16 protein-coding genes are annotated in these 15,644 nt (G+C 28.2%); 13 read left to right on the top strand and 3 right to left on the bottom strand.

Going from position 1 to position 15,644, the window contains the following annotated elements:
• The first annotated feature begins 184 nt into the window (after positions 1 to 184).
• The 6 genes from ACVHXK_RS09840 to ACVHXK_RS09815 all read left to right on the top strand — a co-directional run bounded on the left by ACVHXK_RS09840 (position 185) and on the right by ACVHXK_RS09815 (position 5,339).
• A complete protein-coding gene (locus ACVHXK_RS09840) occupies positions 185 to 1,162 on the top strand; it encodes an HD domain-containing phosphohydrolase (RefSeq protein ID WP_461206218.1) in 978 nt (325 codons plus the stop codon).
• A 92-nt stretch (positions 1,163 to 1,254) separates the two neighbouring features.
• A complete protein-coding gene (locus ACVHXK_RS09835; RefSeq protein WP_461206217.1) occupies positions 1,255 to 1,389 on the top strand; it encodes a hemerythrin domain-containing protein in 135 nt (44 codons plus the stop codon).
• Between the two features lie 298 nt (positions 1,390 to 1,687).
• Positions 1,688 to 2,764, top strand: coding sequence for a M24 family metallopeptidase (locus ACVHXK_RS09830; protein ID WP_461206216.1), 1,077 nt, complete (start codon positions 1,688 to 1,690; stop codon positions 2,762 to 2,764).
• A gap of 238 nt (positions 2,765 to 3,002) precedes the next feature.
• Positions 3,003 to 3,551, top strand: a complete 549-nt coding sequence (locus ACVHXK_RS09825) for a helix-turn-helix domain-containing protein (RefSeq protein WP_461206215.1) — start codon at positions 3,003 to 3,005, stop codon at positions 3,549 to 3,551.
• A gap of 87 nt (positions 3,552 to 3,638) precedes the next feature.
• A complete protein-coding gene (locus tag ACVHXK_RS09820; RefSeq protein WP_461206214.1) occupies positions 3,639 to 4,574 on the top strand; it encodes a GNAT family N-acetyltransferase in 936 nt (311 codons plus the stop codon).
• 24 nt (positions 4,575 to 4,598) lie between these two features.
• On the top strand, positions 4,599 to 5,339 hold the full coding sequence (locus ACVHXK_RS09815) for a flavodoxin family protein (RefSeq protein ID WP_461206213.1): 741 nt from the start codon (positions 4,599 to 4,601) through the stop codon (positions 5,337 to 5,339).
• Between the two features lie 167 nt (positions 5,340 to 5,506).
• On the opposite strand, the gene ACVHXK_RS09810 is transcribed toward ACVHXK_RS09815, so the two are convergent.
• Positions 5,507 to 7,363 carry an LTA synthase family protein gene (locus ACVHXK_RS09810; RefSeq protein ID WP_461206212.1) on the bottom strand — a complete coding sequence of 619 codons (1,857 nt, stop codon included), beginning with the start codon at positions 7,361 to 7,363 and terminating at the stop codon, positions 5,507 to 5,509.
• A 624-nt stretch (positions 7,364 to 7,987) separates the two neighbouring features.
• On the opposite strand from ACVHXK_RS09810, the gene ACVHXK_RS09805 reads away from it, so the two are divergent.
• Both ACVHXK_RS09805 and ACVHXK_RS09800 read left to right on the top strand, forming a co-directional pair.
• Positions 7,988 to 10,027 carry a DUF262 domain-containing protein gene (locus tag ACVHXK_RS09805; RefSeq protein ID WP_461206211.1) on the top strand — a complete coding sequence of 680 codons (2,040 nt, stop codon included), beginning with the start codon at positions 7,988 to 7,990 and terminating at the stop codon, positions 10,025 to 10,027.
• Positions 10,028 to 10,044: 17 nt separating this feature from the next.
• Positions 10,045 to 10,176 (top strand): hypothetical protein, encoded by a 132-nt coding sequence (locus ACVHXK_RS09800; protein ID WP_461206210.1) that lies wholly within the window; start codon positions 10,045 to 10,047, stop codon positions 10,174 to 10,176.
• 391 nt (positions 10,177 to 10,567) lie between these two features.
• On the opposite strand, the gene ACVHXK_RS09795 is transcribed toward ACVHXK_RS09800, so the two are convergent.
• Together ACVHXK_RS09795 and ACVHXK_RS09790 are read right to left on the bottom strand one after the other, a co-directional pair.
• Complete coding sequence (locus tag ACVHXK_RS09795; RefSeq protein ID WP_461206209.1) at positions 10,568 to 10,972, bottom strand: hypothetical protein; 405 nt, start codon at positions 10,970 to 10,972, stop codon at positions 10,568 to 10,570.
• Positions 10,969 to 11,886 (bottom strand): ParA family protein, encoded by a 918-nt coding sequence (locus ACVHXK_RS09790; RefSeq protein ID WP_461206208.1) that lies wholly within the window; start codon positions 11,884 to 11,886, stop codon positions 10,969 to 10,971. Before ACVHXK_RS09790 ends, ACVHXK_RS09795 begins: the two co-directional genes overlap by 4 nt.
• Before the next feature lie 273 nt (positions 11,887 to 12,159).
• Here ACVHXK_RS09790 and ACVHXK_RS09785 point away from each other — a divergent pair, with 273 nt between their 5' ends.
• The 5 genes from ACVHXK_RS09785 (at position 12,160) to ACVHXK_RS09765 (ending at position 15,248) form a co-directional block, all read left to right on the top strand.
• Positions 12,160 to 12,687: a class I SAM-dependent methyltransferase gene (locus tag ACVHXK_RS09785; protein WP_461206207.1), complete on the top strand. Its 528-nt coding sequence runs from the start codon at positions 12,160 to 12,162 to the stop codon at positions 12,685 to 12,687.
• Between the two features lie 4 nt (positions 12,688 to 12,691).
• Positions 12,692 to 13,561, top strand: coding sequence for an SPL family radical SAM protein (locus ACVHXK_RS09780; protein WP_461206206.1), 870 nt, complete (start codon positions 12,692 to 12,694; stop codon positions 13,559 to 13,561).
• Between the two features lie 300 nt (positions 13,562 to 13,861).
• Entirely contained in the window at positions 13,862 to 14,065 is a 204-nt protein-coding gene (locus tag ACVHXK_RS09775; protein WP_461206205.1) for an aspartyl-phosphate phosphatase Spo0E family protein, read from the top strand.
• Positions 14,066 to 14,494: 429 nt separating this feature from the next.
• Positions 14,495 to 14,740 (top strand): hypothetical protein, encoded by a 246-nt coding sequence (locus ACVHXK_RS09770; protein ID WP_461206204.1) that lies wholly within the window; start codon positions 14,495 to 14,497, stop codon positions 14,738 to 14,740.
• Complete coding sequence (locus ACVHXK_RS09765; RefSeq protein ID WP_461206203.1) at positions 14,670 to 15,248, top strand: hypothetical protein; 579 nt, start codon at positions 14,670 to 14,672, stop codon at positions 15,246 to 15,248. The genes ACVHXK_RS09770 and ACVHXK_RS09765 overlap by 71 nt, the downstream gene beginning before the upstream one ends.
• Positions 15,249 to 15,644: the final 396 nt, after the last annotated feature.

The raw sequence follows: 15,644 nt of genomic DNA, 5'->3' as shown, positions 1-15,644 counted from the left end.
TAGAATATAATATTCTAAGTTCTTTGTGAGATAGATAACAGTATATGAGCACTTGCTATACCTGTAAACTAATGTAGTATAGCTTTCAAAACCAATCAATACTTTACTAAGTATGTAAAAAAATGCTATGAATATTTAGGGTTTTTGTATATAATAATATTAACATTTGTAAGGGGGGCCTATTATGGTTAATAAAAATCTCAAAAAAGCTGAACGGATTTTAGAGGTTTATAGTGAATTTGGTCAAATAGGTATTTGGTATTGCGATAAAATTACTAAAGAAGAAGAGGTTTCGGAAGAATGGGCAGCAATGATTGGATATACTTTTGAAGAACTTAATCCTATGAATGACGACATATTTCATAGTCTTATACATCCTGATGACATTGGAATAATTATAGAGGAAAGTAATCAGTTATACAGTGGTAAAGTCAAAGAATACAATTGTGAATTTAAAATAAAGCATAAGGACGGGTATTATATTTGGGTTTTATCTAAAGCTAAGATTTTTAGTTGGGAAGAGGGTAGTCCTAGACTAATAGTGGGAACGCACATCAATATTGATAAGCAAAAGAAAGCCTTAGAAAAAATCATAAGTCAAAATCATGCTATAATAAATACTTTGTCCAAAGTTGTAGAGTATAAAGACGAATATACTAAAAATCATATGGATAATGTAGCAGAACTAGCAGTTAATATAGGCGTTGAAGTGGGAATGGGTGATGAGGATTTAAACAACCTATGGCTAAGTGGTAAAGTACATGATTTAGGAAAGATTAAGTTACCAACTGATATTTTAAATAAACCTGGAAAACTAAATCAAGAAGAATATGAATTGGCGAAAACTCATTCTTCTGTAGGGCATGAATTATTGGAAGTTTTTGATTTTGGTTTTCCTCTTGAGACAATTGTACAGCAACACCATGAAAGACTTGATGGTAGTGGATACCCATTAGGTTTAAAGGGTGAAGATATTAGCTATAATGCTCAAATTATTGCAGTTGCTGATATAGCAGATGCAATGTTATCAGATAGAGTATATCGCAGCGGAATTCCTAAGAAACAAGTGATTGAGGAACTAGTATCTTATAAAGATATTTATTATAAATCTGAAATTATTGATGCTTGTATTAAAGTTATTAAACAATCTATAAAATACTAAAAAAAGACTGGAATATAAATGAAAGATATTGGTGTTTTAGTGATAAAAAAATGTTAAGAAATTAAATATATTTTAGAGATGAAGAAAAACTATTGTTAGCTAATAATTATCCTAAATACAATCAGCAAAAAGCAAGTCATGATAAATTCACAAAAGATGTACAAGATGCAATAATTAAGTATAGAGAACAAGGTGCTAATCTTATTGTTTTACTTGGTTTTTTATAATAGAATTGCAAAAAATCTGTACTTGTAGACCACAAAATTGGGGAATTATAAAGATTACAAATTCCCCATGCCTTTATTTACAAACTTTAGTGATTGGTTTACTTTAGGATGTGTAGTAACATATGCTAAAAGTATTGATTTAGCATATAAAATTTCACAAATAACATAATTTTATAATAAATTATGTTGAAAATGTAATGTAATTTTGATATTATTTTAAGATAGAAGCGATATTTCTATAGTCTAAAGGAAATGTCGTTTTTTCTTAGTGAATATAAAGTAATAAAGGAGAATTCAAATGATTGAAAAAAGGGTTAAAAATGTAATTAGAAAAATGAAAGATATGGGCTTATGTCAATTACTTATAAGTAATTCACTAGCCATATATTATTTGACAGGACATCTTGAACATCCAGGTGAGAGATTTTTTGCACTTTACCTAAATACAAAAGGTGAACATAAGTTATATGCCAATCAGTTATTTTTAATTAAAGGTGATTTAGGTGTAGATATAAAGTGGTACAATGATACGGATAATATTATGGAAAAAGTTTCAGAAGATATAATAACTGATGATATTCTTGGTATTGATAAAGAGTTACCAGCAAAATTTCTTATTCCACTTATTGAGTTAAATGCTGCTACAGATTATAAGTTAGGATCATATTCTTTGGACTATGTTAGAGGAATTAAAGATTTAGAAGAGCAAGAAAAAATGAAAACAGTTTCTCATATAAATGATTTAGCAATGGATAAACTGAAATCTCTTATTAAAGAAGGTATTTCAGAAAAAGAAATCGAAAAACAACTTTTAGATATTTATATAAATTTAGGTGCAGATGGATATTCCTTTGAACCTTTAATTGCCTTTGGAGGAAATGCTGCTGAACCACATCATTTTCCTGATGAAAGCGAATTAAAAGAGGGTCAGTGTGTATTATTTGATATAGGCTGTAAGAAAGATATGTATTGTGCAGATATGACACGTACATTTTTTTGTAAAAGCGTATCAGAGAATCACCGTAAAATATATAATTTAGTTCAAGAAGCTAATGAAAAGGCTATAGAAAGCATTAAACCAGGTATGAAATTCAAGGATATAGATAAAATAGCAAGAGATATTATAAGTGAGGCGGGATATGGTGAATACTTTACCCATCGGTTAGGCCATTTTATTGGGATGGATGTTCATGAGTACGGCGATGTATCTTCTACCAATGAGAACTTGATAGAGGAAGGAATGATTTTTTCTATTGAACCTGGTATTTATATAGAAAATGATATTGGTGTTCGTATTGAAGATTTAGTTTTGGTAAAAGGTAATGGATGTGAGCGCTTAAATAAGTATTCTAAAGTTTTACAGATTATTAGTTAAGTATACAACGTCACTAATAAATATATAAGAATGAAAGGTAGATATAAGAATCCTTATGCAGACATTGAAATTAATCGACCAGTTCATGATGAAATAATCGAAAAGACTGAAAAGATCTTGTTGATTAAGTCACGTTTAAATAATAGATAAGTCAATTATTTAAACGTGACTTAATAGATGAATGAATATACTGTGTACAACTACTGGGGAATAATAATTTATATAAAGGAGATAAAAATTGGAAGAAGAAGTATATATGAAAATTAAAAGAATTAGAAAAGAAAAAAAGATGACATTAAGAGATGTGAGCGAAAAAACTGGCTTTTCCATTAGTTTTTTGTCGCAGATGGAAAGAGGCGTTTCATCAATCACAATGGTGTCTTTAAAGAAAATAACATCTGCGTTAAATATATCCATAAAAAGTCTGTTTGTTGAAGAAGACGCTTCACAGGAATGTTATAGGAGAGATAATAATGCGATTTTACAGGGATTGCAACAAAACTATAAGTATTTTAAGATACTAAATGGTCGGTTTAACAATCGTAAACTTGATAGCTTTTTCCTAACATTGGAGCCTAAATCTACTGGGTTTGAGGCAGGTAGCCATGATGGAGAAGAACTTTTTTATGTTCTTAAAGGTTGTGCAACTTTTATTGTTGATAATAAGGAATATGTTATTAAAGCAGGGGAATCTATTCATTATCCATCTACAAAATCTCATACAGTATACAATTATGAAGATGAAGAACTAGAACTTTTATGTGTAGTGACGCCACCTTTGTTTTAAAATTAGATGAAGATGTAATTTTACAACGTATGGTGTTTTTAAAGAATTTGATTTAGTTTTTGAAAAAGAGGAGGATTAAGCTATTATATGGAGAATTATGATTATGGGAACATTCTAGATACTTTTGATTTGAAAGAGAAAGAATTTATATTTATTTATGATAATCTTTTAAAAGAATTATCTTACATTGAAGACATTGGGGAGGATAAAATGCTCCGATTTTATAAAGAAGGGGAGGCAAATGGTACAATGTACGATTTGGGTAACTGCCCAGGCATAGTACCAAATAGTAATAATATAATAGTGGGGCAAGTATTCGAAGTTTTAGATAGTAAAGCCATTGAAATCCTAGATGAATTTGAAGGGTTCTATGCAGAGACTCCCACTAAATCAGAATACGTTAGGAAGCGTATTAAATTAAATAACGAGAATATATATGCTTGGATTTATTACTATAATAGAGTTGTTGATAATTATGCAATAATTAAATCTGGATCTTGGATAGATAATCTGAATAAATTTAGGGAATATGGGAAAAAGATTGTTAATAACAATGATATTGAAATAGTAGAGGTAAAGAGTAATGATGGAGCAAAATTAAGAGGACTAGCACAAAAATGTTATTCCCTCGATATACACACCCAATACACATACTGGGTAATGACTAATTACTTTTCTAAAAGCACTTTTATTGCCAAAAGAGGTACTGAAGAAATTGGATATATCATGGCTTTATATAATGAAGAAAAATTTTTTATCTGGCAAATTGGAATTTTGCCACAATATAGAAAACAAGGGATATCTTATAGATTGATTGAAGAAGCCGTTTCTGTTGCTAAATCAAAAGGATTTGATATAGTTGAAGTTACAATTGCAGAAGAAAATAAAAGTAGTTTTAATACTTTTGCTAAATATACAAAATACAATGGCTATTTTATGAGAAAAATAAAGCAAATTGTGATTACAGATATTGCTGATTCAAGTTTTCTTGAAGTAGAAGATATGTTTCAAATTAGAATTTAAGTTTAAGGGGAGAAAGGTATAAAAATGAAAAAAATACTATTAATAAATGCAAGTAATAGAAAAAGAAACACATATAGTCTTTTATCATCTATCGGAGAAATATTAAAGAATAACGGATTTGAAACAGAATTAATAACTTTAAGTGATTATAAAATAGATTATTGTAAGGGTTGTGAAGTATGTATTTTAAAGGATAAATGTGTTATAAAAGATGATGCTAGTATAATTATGAAAAAAATCATAGATTGTGATGGATTAGTGATAGGAACGCCAGTATATCTTAATAATATGACAGGAATACTAAAAAGTTTCATAGATAGGACTTGTAGCTGGTTCCATAGATCAGAAGTTGCACAAAAACCTACATTACTTCTTGCAAATACCCAAGGGTCAGGAATTGATAGCACTTTAAATTCCATAAAAGAAGTAATGGTACAGTGGGGAGTAGCCTTAGCAGGAACTTTATCAAGAAATGGTAGAACCTTTAATAAGCCTATAGACGAAAATGAAATATCAAAGTTTATAAAACTAATAAATAATGGCGGCAGAGGATATTCACCATCTTTTAAGCAGATAAATACTTACAATGTACAAAGAACTCTTGCAACTAATATTTTCCCGGTAGATAAAGAGTACTGGCAAAATAAAGGATGGATAGAAAATTCATATTTCCCTGGAGCAAAGGTTAATCCAATAAAAAAAGTTTATGGAAATGGTATTCATAAAATGCTTAGTAAAGTTATTAAGAAGATTGAGACAGATTAATGCCAATATGGATTATAGTGAGGAAGCAAAGCTGACGAACTTGATATAAGATTTAGAGAATTAAATAAGGTTAATAAAAGGTTTGACAAGGAACCCTCGATAGGAAAAACTTCCATCTAGGGTTCTTTGTAAGCTATCAAATAGTAATACTAACTTGCTAATAATTTCTATTCAAGATTATTGTCTAATATTTTTCTATAATAATCTGTATCAAGAATTTTTTCTGAAAGATAAAATTTATAATCTACAAGTTTTGAAATACTATCAAAATAATTATCTTTTATAGTAACTCCTCCATTTGGTATAAATTCTTTAGTTTCAGCGTTATACTTACCTTTATCAGTTATAAAACTCCTATTACTAAAAATGACACAAGGCTCTGAGTTAGAAAAGATATCATTTCCCATGAGTAATCTAGAATCATACTCTAATCCTAGCAGGTTAGATATAGTAGGAAGTATATCAAGGCTAGAACATGGTTTATCTACGGTTATTGGTTCCATGTCTTTTGCATATATAATAAATGCACTCTTATAAAGTTCAAAATTTTCTTCAACTTCATGACCTACCAGTTCATCTATTATCTGTTTTTCTAGCCCATAAGGATAATGATCAGGACTTATTGCAATTAGTGTTTTGTCTGCAATTCCAGATTCCTCAAGCTTAACAAGTAAATATTCAAGAGCCCTATCTAGCTCAATTTGAGTAGCTAAGTAAGCTTTAGCCGCTGTTGAATAAGGCAATTCTTCTACCAAATCTTTATTTTTTATTGCCATCATATTTCCAAAAAAATTATATTGCATGTGACCACTTACAGTCATGTAATATGCATGAAAAGGTTCCTTTTCAATATATTCGGGAATTGTCACTTCCATCATTTCAACGTCAGATTCAGGCCATGACTTTTTTATTTTTAGACCATTTCCAACTCCTTTATAAGTATATCCCATATTGGGATGTGTAATATTTCTATCATAAAATGTATAAGAGTGATTATGATATGCTAACGACTTATAGTCAAGCTTGTTTAATTGATTTCCCATAACAAAAGGTAAATAATTATCACCTGATTCCTTAAAACTCCAAGCACCTACCTTAGGTATAAGGCTTGTACAAGCTACATATTCTCCATCTGTTGTACTAACGCCCCAAAGAGGATTATAATAATTGGTAAATTTGTACCCTTCATTATACAATTTATATAAAGTTGGAGTAACTTCTTTATTTATTGCATAGGGAGAAAAACTTTCTGCAGTTATCAATATTAAATTATAGCCTTCATATTTTCCGGTATTCTCATTTTTATTTGTAGGTTGTAAATTTTTAAAATACTTGTGTATTTCTTTTATTTCTGTATCATCTTCATTTGCAATAATTTTATCAAAATCAATATCCATAATATTATACTCAATTTCTTCTAGTTCTTCTTTTGGAATGTCATCGGAATATGTTTCATTAGACGGATCTACAACTGTATCTATTGATATTGCTTCTACAGTAGGAGACCAACCAAGCATACTTCTTTGTAAGTCAAGTCTCATTGTTGTCATCAAGCCAAGTCTTTCTACTGAAAGAATGGGATAACTACTATCATAATATAAATCATAAGCAGAGAGTTTGTCTCTATTACCCGTATTAATAACAGCAAGCCCCATTAGATGTGTAAAAACAACAGAGCAAATCAGTAATGCTAAGTAACGCTTGTCCAATTTCTTAAATGATAATATTTTCTTGCATATAGTTAAAAGAAGGATAGGTGGAATAAAAAATATAATAATCCAAGGACTATTTTTTAATACTATAATACTAATATCCTTCCAAAATTCAAAAACTTGTCCTCCGTTCTCTACTGAAGACACAGTATAATATAATTTGAAGAATTTAAAATATATTAGCTGTGAAGAAAAAATGGATGACGATATACTTAAGAGTAAGAAAGACAAAATATAATTAATTTTATCCTTAAATAAACTAGATACTATTTGAAAAATCATAGCAAGAGAAATTGAAAAAACTAACGACAATAAAAGCCCCCAGGATATCAATTTCACATTTGTTGATATCCTTAATATAATTTCCATAAAAAATAAAGAACTCATAAAAAATAATAATAAAGAGATTTTCATTTGTTTAAACATAGTAACACCCAACTTTTCATCTTATTTTATAATATCTTATCATATATATTTATCATATTCTACTATCCTCTAAAATTGTAAACTGGAACATTGATCTATTTTATTTCTTTAGCGTATCTTTTAGGTTTCTAATGAAAGTTAATATGTTTTTGGATTACTTCATTTTTAGAATGTTTTTTTATTTCTCGACTTTAAAAGACAATTTTTTTACTGTTGCAGTTGTATAATTTAAATGAAAGAAAAATTCACTAAAAAAGATTTTTTGTCGAGTACAATAAATATTTTTTGTATAAATTTAGAGAAGTAAACAACACACTTAAATTTATACCGATTACTGTAATAAGCAAGAAATATGTAAAAATGTATATAATGAAAATAATTGTAAAAATGGTATAATATTAATATGTTTGGTAAAACAAAAGCGAATATTATAAGAATAAAAAAGAAATAGAGGCCTAGTGATATGATACAGTAAAGAACTATCACAAAAAGCAAAGTATGAAGGGAAGTATGGATTATATGAAAGCAGATAACATTAATTTATTAGAGTTCTTAGGTTCAAGTAAGAGGACATTCAATATTCCAGTTTATCAAAGAAATTACGACTGGAAGGTTTCTCATTGTAAAAGGTTGTTTGATGATGTTGAAAAAATAATAATTAATGAAAAGGAGAGTCATTTTTTAGGTACTATTGTTTATGTTGATGGTGAAAAGAATGCAACATTTAGGGAGTTTATAGTAATTGATGGGCAACAAAGATTAACTTCAACAATGATCTTATTAAAAGCTTTGCATGATGAACTTAATGATGAAGATATAAAAGCAGATATTTTAGAAGAATATCTAATAAATAGAAGAGCACCTGAAAAACTTAGGATAAAGCTTAAACCAATAAAGTCTGATTATGAGGTATACAATAAAATAATTAATGGTGAGAAAAATACAGATACTCAAAATAACATATTCGGTAATTATAAATATTTTTGTAACTTGATTGAAAACTCAGATTTAAAACCTGAAGAGATCTATAAAGGGATTCAAAAACTAGAAATTGTTTATATACAACTAGATAGCGAAAAGGAAAATCCACAGCTTATATTTGAAAGCTTGAATTCAACGGGATTGGATTTGACACAGGCTGATTTGATTAGAAATTTTTTACTTATGGGACAGACTTATTCTATGCAGGAGCATTTATATAAAAAATATTGGGTTAATATTGAAGCTGTATTACCTAATAGTTTGATATCTGATTTTATAAGGGACTATCTTACATTAAAGACATCTAGTATTCCTAAAAAAGAAAAGGTATATGATGCTTTTAAACAATATTATGAAGAATTAAAAAACTATAATGCTGAAGGGGTCTTAGAAGAATTATTAACTTTTGCAGAATATTATAGTTGGTTTACTTATTGTAATTCTAATGATGAGAAAATTAATCTGAGGTTGAAGCAATTGCAAAGGATTAAATCAACTACAGTATACCCATTCTTGTTAAATGTTTTTGAGGATTGTTATTTATATAAAAATATTGACCAAGAAGAGGTTACAAAAGTATTAGATGTGATAATTTCCTACGTTTTTAGGAGATTGATTTGTGAAATTCCTACAAATGCACTAAATAAGATATTTGCATCTATACACAAAGATATTAGTAAAAATAAGAAAAAGAAATTGCAATTACACGAAAATGTGGCACTAGTTTTATTATCAAAAAAGGGCAAAGCTATATTTCCAAGAGATGAAGTATTTAAAGAGAGTTTTATAACTAAGGATATTTATAATTTCAAACAATGCAAATATTTGCTAGAGTGTTTAGAAGGTTATAAAAATAAAGAACAGGTTGATTTTTCTCAAATTACAATTGAGCATATTATGCCACAAACTCTTTCTCCTAAATGGCAAGTAGATTTAGGTAAAAAGTATAAAGAGATATATGATATTTATTTACATAGAATTGGAAACTTAACTTTAAGTGGATATAATGGAGAGTTATCTAATAAGAGTTATGAAGAAAAGAAATTAATATTGCTAAAATCTAATGTATCTATCAACAGAGATTTATCAAAATTCGAATATTGGAATGAAAAATCTATCGAGCAAAGAGGTGTTGAGTTATTTAATATAGCTAAAGAGATTTGGTCACAACCTAACATAGATGTGATTAATATTGAAGAAAATGATGCTAAATCAGAATTTGATTTAATGGAAGATAATAATGTAACAGGCAGAGAACCGGTTGAGTTAACAATTATTGATGGAAAAAAACAGGTTAATTCATGGAGAGAATTCTTTAGAGCTATTTGTATGAGCATGTATGAATATGATGCGGAAATATTTAAAGGATTAGTAAAGCACAAAGATTTTAAGGGAAGGACTAAGAGGATAATTACTGAGGATATAGATTCATTAAGAGCTCCTTTTAAAATTACAGATACTATATTTATAGAACAGAATTTAAGTGCGAACGATGCCTTAAATTATTCTAAGCTTGTTGTTGAGAAATATGAAGGGATGGAAGATGAGGTTACTTATAGGATTAGGTGATTTAATAAGAGTTAAATATGTACATGGAAATGTTATTTATTGGAGGAGCAAAGATTAATGGAGTATTAAAATCAATGGTCAAGGTAGATAGCAATGTTAAAAAAACAGGGATAGAATACTTATCATTATACTCACAATTTTTCATATAACAGAAGAAGAAAGGGAGCTCACCAAGTGAACTCCCTTATATTTTTATCATATTTAATTTTTAACCCAGTAGAGCATAGTATTTCTTCTGTAACTAAATGTTGTATTTTGCTTTATCCTATAGATTAAAGCCTCTTATTTATAAAATTCTACTATCCTCTAAAATTCTAATCTGGTACATTGGTCTATCCCCTTTCTTTAGCGTATCGTTTAGGTTTCTAATGAAAGTCAATATGTTTTGGAATCACTTCCTTGTCTGTACTGATTTAAAATTTATTTTGTTTATGTGTATATAATAACATAATAATTTGTGGTTGTAAAGAGTTATTTTCAAATAATAATAATTATTAATATAGATAAGGAAGTTCACTAACTGAACGCCCCCTTATCCATTTATTTTTTATTCAAATCCAGGCTTTCGATAACTTTACTTTTCAGCTTTACACCTACAGTTCCTTCAATTAATTTGTTTATAATAATATCTTTTCTATCATTAGATAATACATGTATATTGAGAGATTTAGCTATAGAAATTAGATCTCTTTTAGTAAGTTTGTTTTTATCGAATAAACTTTGGGCTTTATCACGATTTTCACAAGAAGATAATGTTTTTTCAAACTCACAAAAATTCTTAGCTAAAGCCTTAGGTTTGTGAGTTTTTTTCTGCTTTGCTGTTGATGTGTCTAATATGATAGATGCCTTGCTGGTTAATAGTAATTTATAATCTTCATCGGATAGATTATGGATAAAATCTTGAAATATACACAATAACTTTTCGGATGATGTTTTATTATTCATAGAGTACCTACCTTATTTACAAATTCACAGGTGAAATCAACCAATTCTTTATTAACAGTTTTACTTGTCTTATTATGTGATTTATTCAGAATGACAGGTAATTGAGTACTAGGGGCACTTCCAAATAATGAGTTGCTCTCCCTAATCATATTATTAAATAGTGGTATACTCGTTGATTTTATTTGGTCAAAATAATTTTTTTGACTAGAAATAAGATTATTATTTTTTATGTTTACCATATTAAAAATAACTCCAAGAAATTTTGGGTTTATTTTTTCATAGTTATTATCGTTAAAGGACGCATATTTGTTGTAAATATTTAGTAGGGTATTGGTATGTTTGTTCAATTGTTCGATTCCTAAGGTTGATAGGTAATCTGGCTTAGATGGAACAAGGAAAAAATCACTGGCAATTAATGCATTTTTAGTAACGATATTAAAGTTAGGAGGACAGTCAATTAGTATGTAATCGTATGTATTTTCTAAAGATTTTATTCCTCTATTTAGCAAAGAATGGACTTTCAAAAAATTATTTCTTTGTTGTCTTTCAGATGCGCCACCTAGCATAACAGCAAGCTCTAAATCTATATTAATTAGACCGAGATGTGATGAAATTAGATCCAAATTGTTGTTAACATGCTTGTTTACTTCATTAGGTGAAATAATTAATTTTGATAGAGATGGGTTTTGGTTGTCATCTATACAATCATTAAACCAAGTTTTAATAGTTTGTTTCGGTTCATATAGTTCTTGCCAAGTGTCTATTTTTAAAAATGAGAAAGTTAGGTTTGATTGAGGGTCTAGATCAATAGCTAGTACCTTCTTTTTATTTTTGGCAAGTTGTGTCGCTAAATTAGCTGTAATAGTTGTTTTGCCAACGCCGCCTTTATAATTTATTATTGATATGATTTTCATTTTATGCCTCCAAATATAATTGTGTTCAGATTTATTTATATGATTTATAACTAGTAAATATTAATAAAAAGTGTCAGGCTCTATGTCTATACTAGATAATCTAAACTTTATAAAGGGATAGGATGAAAGTTATTGAAATACAGATATTAGATTAGTACAATAAAGATAAGCATTATGAAAATTTACATAGAGGAAAAACTAAATTTTTAGTTATGGAGAGTGATTTATATTACTTATTTTAATGATAGACAAAAGGTTTTGGAGTATATTAAAATGTGTGAAAATACAGATGGAAAAGCTGTGATTGATATTTTAAAGGAACATTTAAAAGAAGGATCTACACTTTTAGAACTCGGGATGGGTCCAGGGAAAGACTTGGATTTACTAAAAAATTATTATATTGTAACTGGTTCTGATAACTCACAAGTGTTTTTAGATTTGTATGAAGAAAAAAATAAAGGCATCGAATTACTCTTTTTAGATGCAGTAACTATAAATACAGAAGAGCGGTTTGACTGTATATATTCTAATAAGGTATTGCAACATTTATCAAAAGATGAACTTAAACAATCTATAGTTAGGCAGAAAGAAGTACTTAATGATGAGGGAATATTATTTCATACTTTTTGGAGAGGTAATTCAGAAGAAATGTATGATGGATTAAGATTTGTATATTATGAAAAAGAGGAATTGATAAAGCTCTTTGGGGATTCTTTTAGAATAATTGATATTGGTTATTATATGGAAGAAGAAGAGGGAGATTCTATATATTTAGTTTTGCAGAAAAATTATAAGGGGTGACATCATGCATTATAGCGAATACAAATCTATTCTTTCAGCAAAAAATGGTATGAATATATATAGAGGCTGTAGTCATGGGTGCATTTATTGCGACAGTAGAAGTAGTTGTTATAATATGGACCATATTTTTACCGATATTGAAATTAAGAAAAATGCACCACAAATGCTTGAGAATGAATTAAAGCGTAAACGGAAAAAATGTATGATTAGTACAGGAGCTATGTGTGATCCATATATGCATATTGAAGAAAAACTTTTGTATACAAGAAAGTGTTTAGAAGTTATAGATAAGTATGGTTTTGGAATTTCAATATTAACAAAATCTAATAGAATATTACGGGACCTAGATTTACTGAAAAGTATAAATAAAAAATCAAAATGTGTTGTACAGATGACTCTAACTACATATGATGAAAATTTATGCCGTATTCTAGAACCTAATGTGTCAACTACAAAGGAACGTTTTGAGACTTTAAAAATACTCCATGAAAACGGAATTCCAACAGTGGTTTGGTTGTCACCGTTTTTACCATTTATAAATGATGATGAGGAGAATTTTAGAAATCTTCTTAATTATTGTATAGAGGCAAAGGTTCATGGAATTTTATGTTTTGGAATTGGTGTAACCATGAGGACGGGAAACAGGGAGTATTTTTATAAAATGCTAGATAAGCATTTTCCACATATGAAAGAAAGATATATTAAAACATTTGGAGATTCGTATGGGTGTCACAGTGAAAATCACAATAAGCTGATGAAGATTTTATATTCAGAATGTAAAAAGCATAATATTTTAGTTGGTGCAGATAATATTTTTTCTTATCTGAAAGAATATGAAGCTAAAAATGAATATGAACAAATAAGTTTGTTTTGAGAAATTATATAAATAATACTATCTTGATTTTAAAATAAATATTTTATTGGGAAAAATCTTTGAATTAGATAATGTAAGGACAAGATTTATAGACTTTGAAGGTATAAGACTATAAATCTTGTCCTTACTTTTTTTGTTTAAGCATACATTATTCTATCTATTATTACAAATTTGTATATATTTATATAAAAAGACTTAAAAGACTTAACAAATAATTGCAAATAAGATAAAATGTAGACAAGGCGTTTTGGGGAATTGTGTAAGTAATATATTATTTTACTAAAGAGAGGAAATTTACAATTGAAAAATATATGTAGATATTATACTTTGAAATACTTGATAGAAAAGAATCAAAATAAACTAAATATTCTTATAGAAAAAAGAAATTTTAATTTGCAAGATAAAGAAATAATTAAATTGAGTAAATACTTAGATAAGCTAATAGTTAAATTTGATTTTATTGATAGAAATACTAAATTAATTGAGGGAGTGGAAGTTTCATAAAGTGGGGGTTTATTAGGCACTTAATGTTTATAATGGGAAGTTTATCATAGATTAAAGTACCAAATATTAAAGGGATTTATTAAGCTTTGAAGGTGATAAGCGAACCGTGTCATATGTGACGGCGTTTTTTGAATGGGGAATTAGTTTTGAAGATTTTTAAGAAAATACAAAATAAGAATAGAGACATTTTGAAAGAGTTTACGGGCAAAAGATTGACAATTGAACATGATTAATATATTAAGTTACTTATCAGTCAAGCTTCAATGGCAGATATAAATAGAGAGGTCTTTGGAGCAAGGAAACACCAATATATTTTGAATCCGGTAATATCACAAAATGATATAAACCATTTTGAAAACAAGCACAACATTAGCAAGCAATAACTTTCAGTTATTGCTGCGATTCCTGTGGTGCTACCAAAAACTAGAAATGAAGTGGATAGTTTTTTTGCCTTCTATTATGATAGCAGTAGAAGAAAATAGAATGGATACATTTAAATACGATTTGGATGAAAACCGAATGTTTATTTTTTATTGGAATGAAGATGAACAAAACTATAATATGAAATATTTAAGAGGTCTAGATAAGGATAGAAAAATCATATATGAAGATGAAAAAAATAATTTTGATTACAATAACCTTTTCTATAGTAGCCTTATTTATTTTTCATTGTAAAGGAAGTAAAAATAGAACTAATGACATTGAAATAATACCTAATAGAGCACTTACCCAGAAAGAATTAGAGGAATTTGCATCTAATCAAAATGTAAAACTAATTGAAAGTACAAATTTCTTTAAAGAATTTACAGTAGCGATATATAAAGAAGATATTGACAATAAAGGATTTTATAGATTATCAATTGATAAAGCAGGAGATATATACTATGATACTATACCCTCAAATAGAAGTGATGGGAGTCTGCCTTTTTCAATTACAACAGTACATATTGAAAACCCTTTTAAGGTAATTATATTTTTTGATGAGGATATTTTGGACAAAGCTTATAAAATAAATTTGAAATTTAAAGAGGAATTTTATATCAGTGAATTTATAGAAGATAAAGAAGGATTGATTATATATGATAAGAATGGGAAAAATGAAGAAGTAATTAAAAATACTCCTCAATATATTGAAATTCTTGATAAGGATAAAAATGCGATATATATACATGAATTTAAGTGATTGAGAGCAACTTCTGCCAGTGGATGTCCTAAGAAGATTCCCTACGAAAGAAGAGATTATTATAAACTTCGCATAAATAATGAATAAAAATATTATATTCATATTCTCATTATACATAAACTATCAACATAGGTTGTTGGTTTCACTACCAATCTATGTAAAGTCACAGTCCACTTACAAAAATTGGAACAGTTTTTATTGCTAAAAGAGTAACATTAAAAACAAGCTCGTCAGATGAACTCAATCACAAGGTGCACTGGTCCTTATTAACAATCATTAACAATATTTACGATTTGTCATTCAGCACGGGTGCTTTTTCGAGGCCACTGAAAAAGCATACCTTTTTTAGTGGCCTTCTGATTGAATAAAAAAAAGCACAACAAATTTGGGTCACAA

The organism is Clostridium sp. DL1XJH146, assembly GCF_054819755.1.
The sequence above is the reverse complement of the archived record's forward strand: the minus strand, read 5'-3'. Positions and strand labels throughout refer to the sequence as shown.

Excerpts from the sequence above, each read along its gene's own strand:
- ACVHXK_RS09840 (WP_461206218.1), top strand. The coding sequence starts at position 185 with ATGGTTAATAAAAATCTCAAAAAAGCTGAACGGATTTTAGAGGTTTAT.
- ACVHXK_RS09830 (WP_461206216.1), top strand. The coding sequence starts at position 1,688 with ATGATTGAAAAAAGGGTTAAAAATGTAATTAGAAAAATGAAAGATATG.
- ACVHXK_RS09820 (WP_461206214.1), top strand. The coding sequence starts at position 3,639 with ATGGAGAATTATGATTATGGGAACATTCTAGATACTTTTGATTTGAAA.
- ACVHXK_RS09815 (WP_461206213.1), top strand. The coding sequence starts at position 4,599 with ATGAAAAAAATACTATTAATAAATGCAAGTAATAGAAAAAGAAACACA.
- ACVHXK_RS09805 (WP_461206211.1), top strand. The coding sequence starts at position 7,988 with ATGGATTATATGAAAGCAGATAACATTAATTTATTAGAGTTCTTAGGT.
- ACVHXK_RS09800 (WP_461206210.1), top strand. The coding sequence starts at position 10,045 with ATGTACATGGAAATGTTATTTATTGGAGGAGCAAAGATTAATGGAGTA.
- ACVHXK_RS09795 (WP_461206209.1), bottom strand. The coding sequence starts at position 10,972 with ATGAATAATAAAACATCATCCGAAAAGTTATTGTGTATATTTCAAGAT.
- ACVHXK_RS09790 (WP_461206208.1), bottom strand. The coding sequence starts at position 11,886 with ATGAAAATCATATCAATAATAAATTATAAAGGCGGCGTTGGCAAAACA.
- ACVHXK_RS09785 (WP_461206207.1), top strand. The coding sequence starts at position 12,160 with ATGTGTGAAAATACAGATGGAAAAGCTGTGATTGATATTTTAAAGGAA.
- ACVHXK_RS09780 (WP_461206206.1), top strand. The coding sequence starts at position 12,692 with ATGCATTATAGCGAATACAAATCTATTCTTTCAGCAAAAAATGGTATG.
- ACVHXK_RS09770 (WP_461206204.1), top strand. The coding sequence starts at position 14,495 with ATGAAGTGGATAGTTTTTTTGCCTTCTATTATGATAGCAGTAGAAGAA.
- ACVHXK_RS09765 (WP_461206203.1), top strand. The coding sequence starts at position 14,670 with ATGAAGATGAAAAAAATAATTTTGATTACAATAACCTTTTCTATAGTA.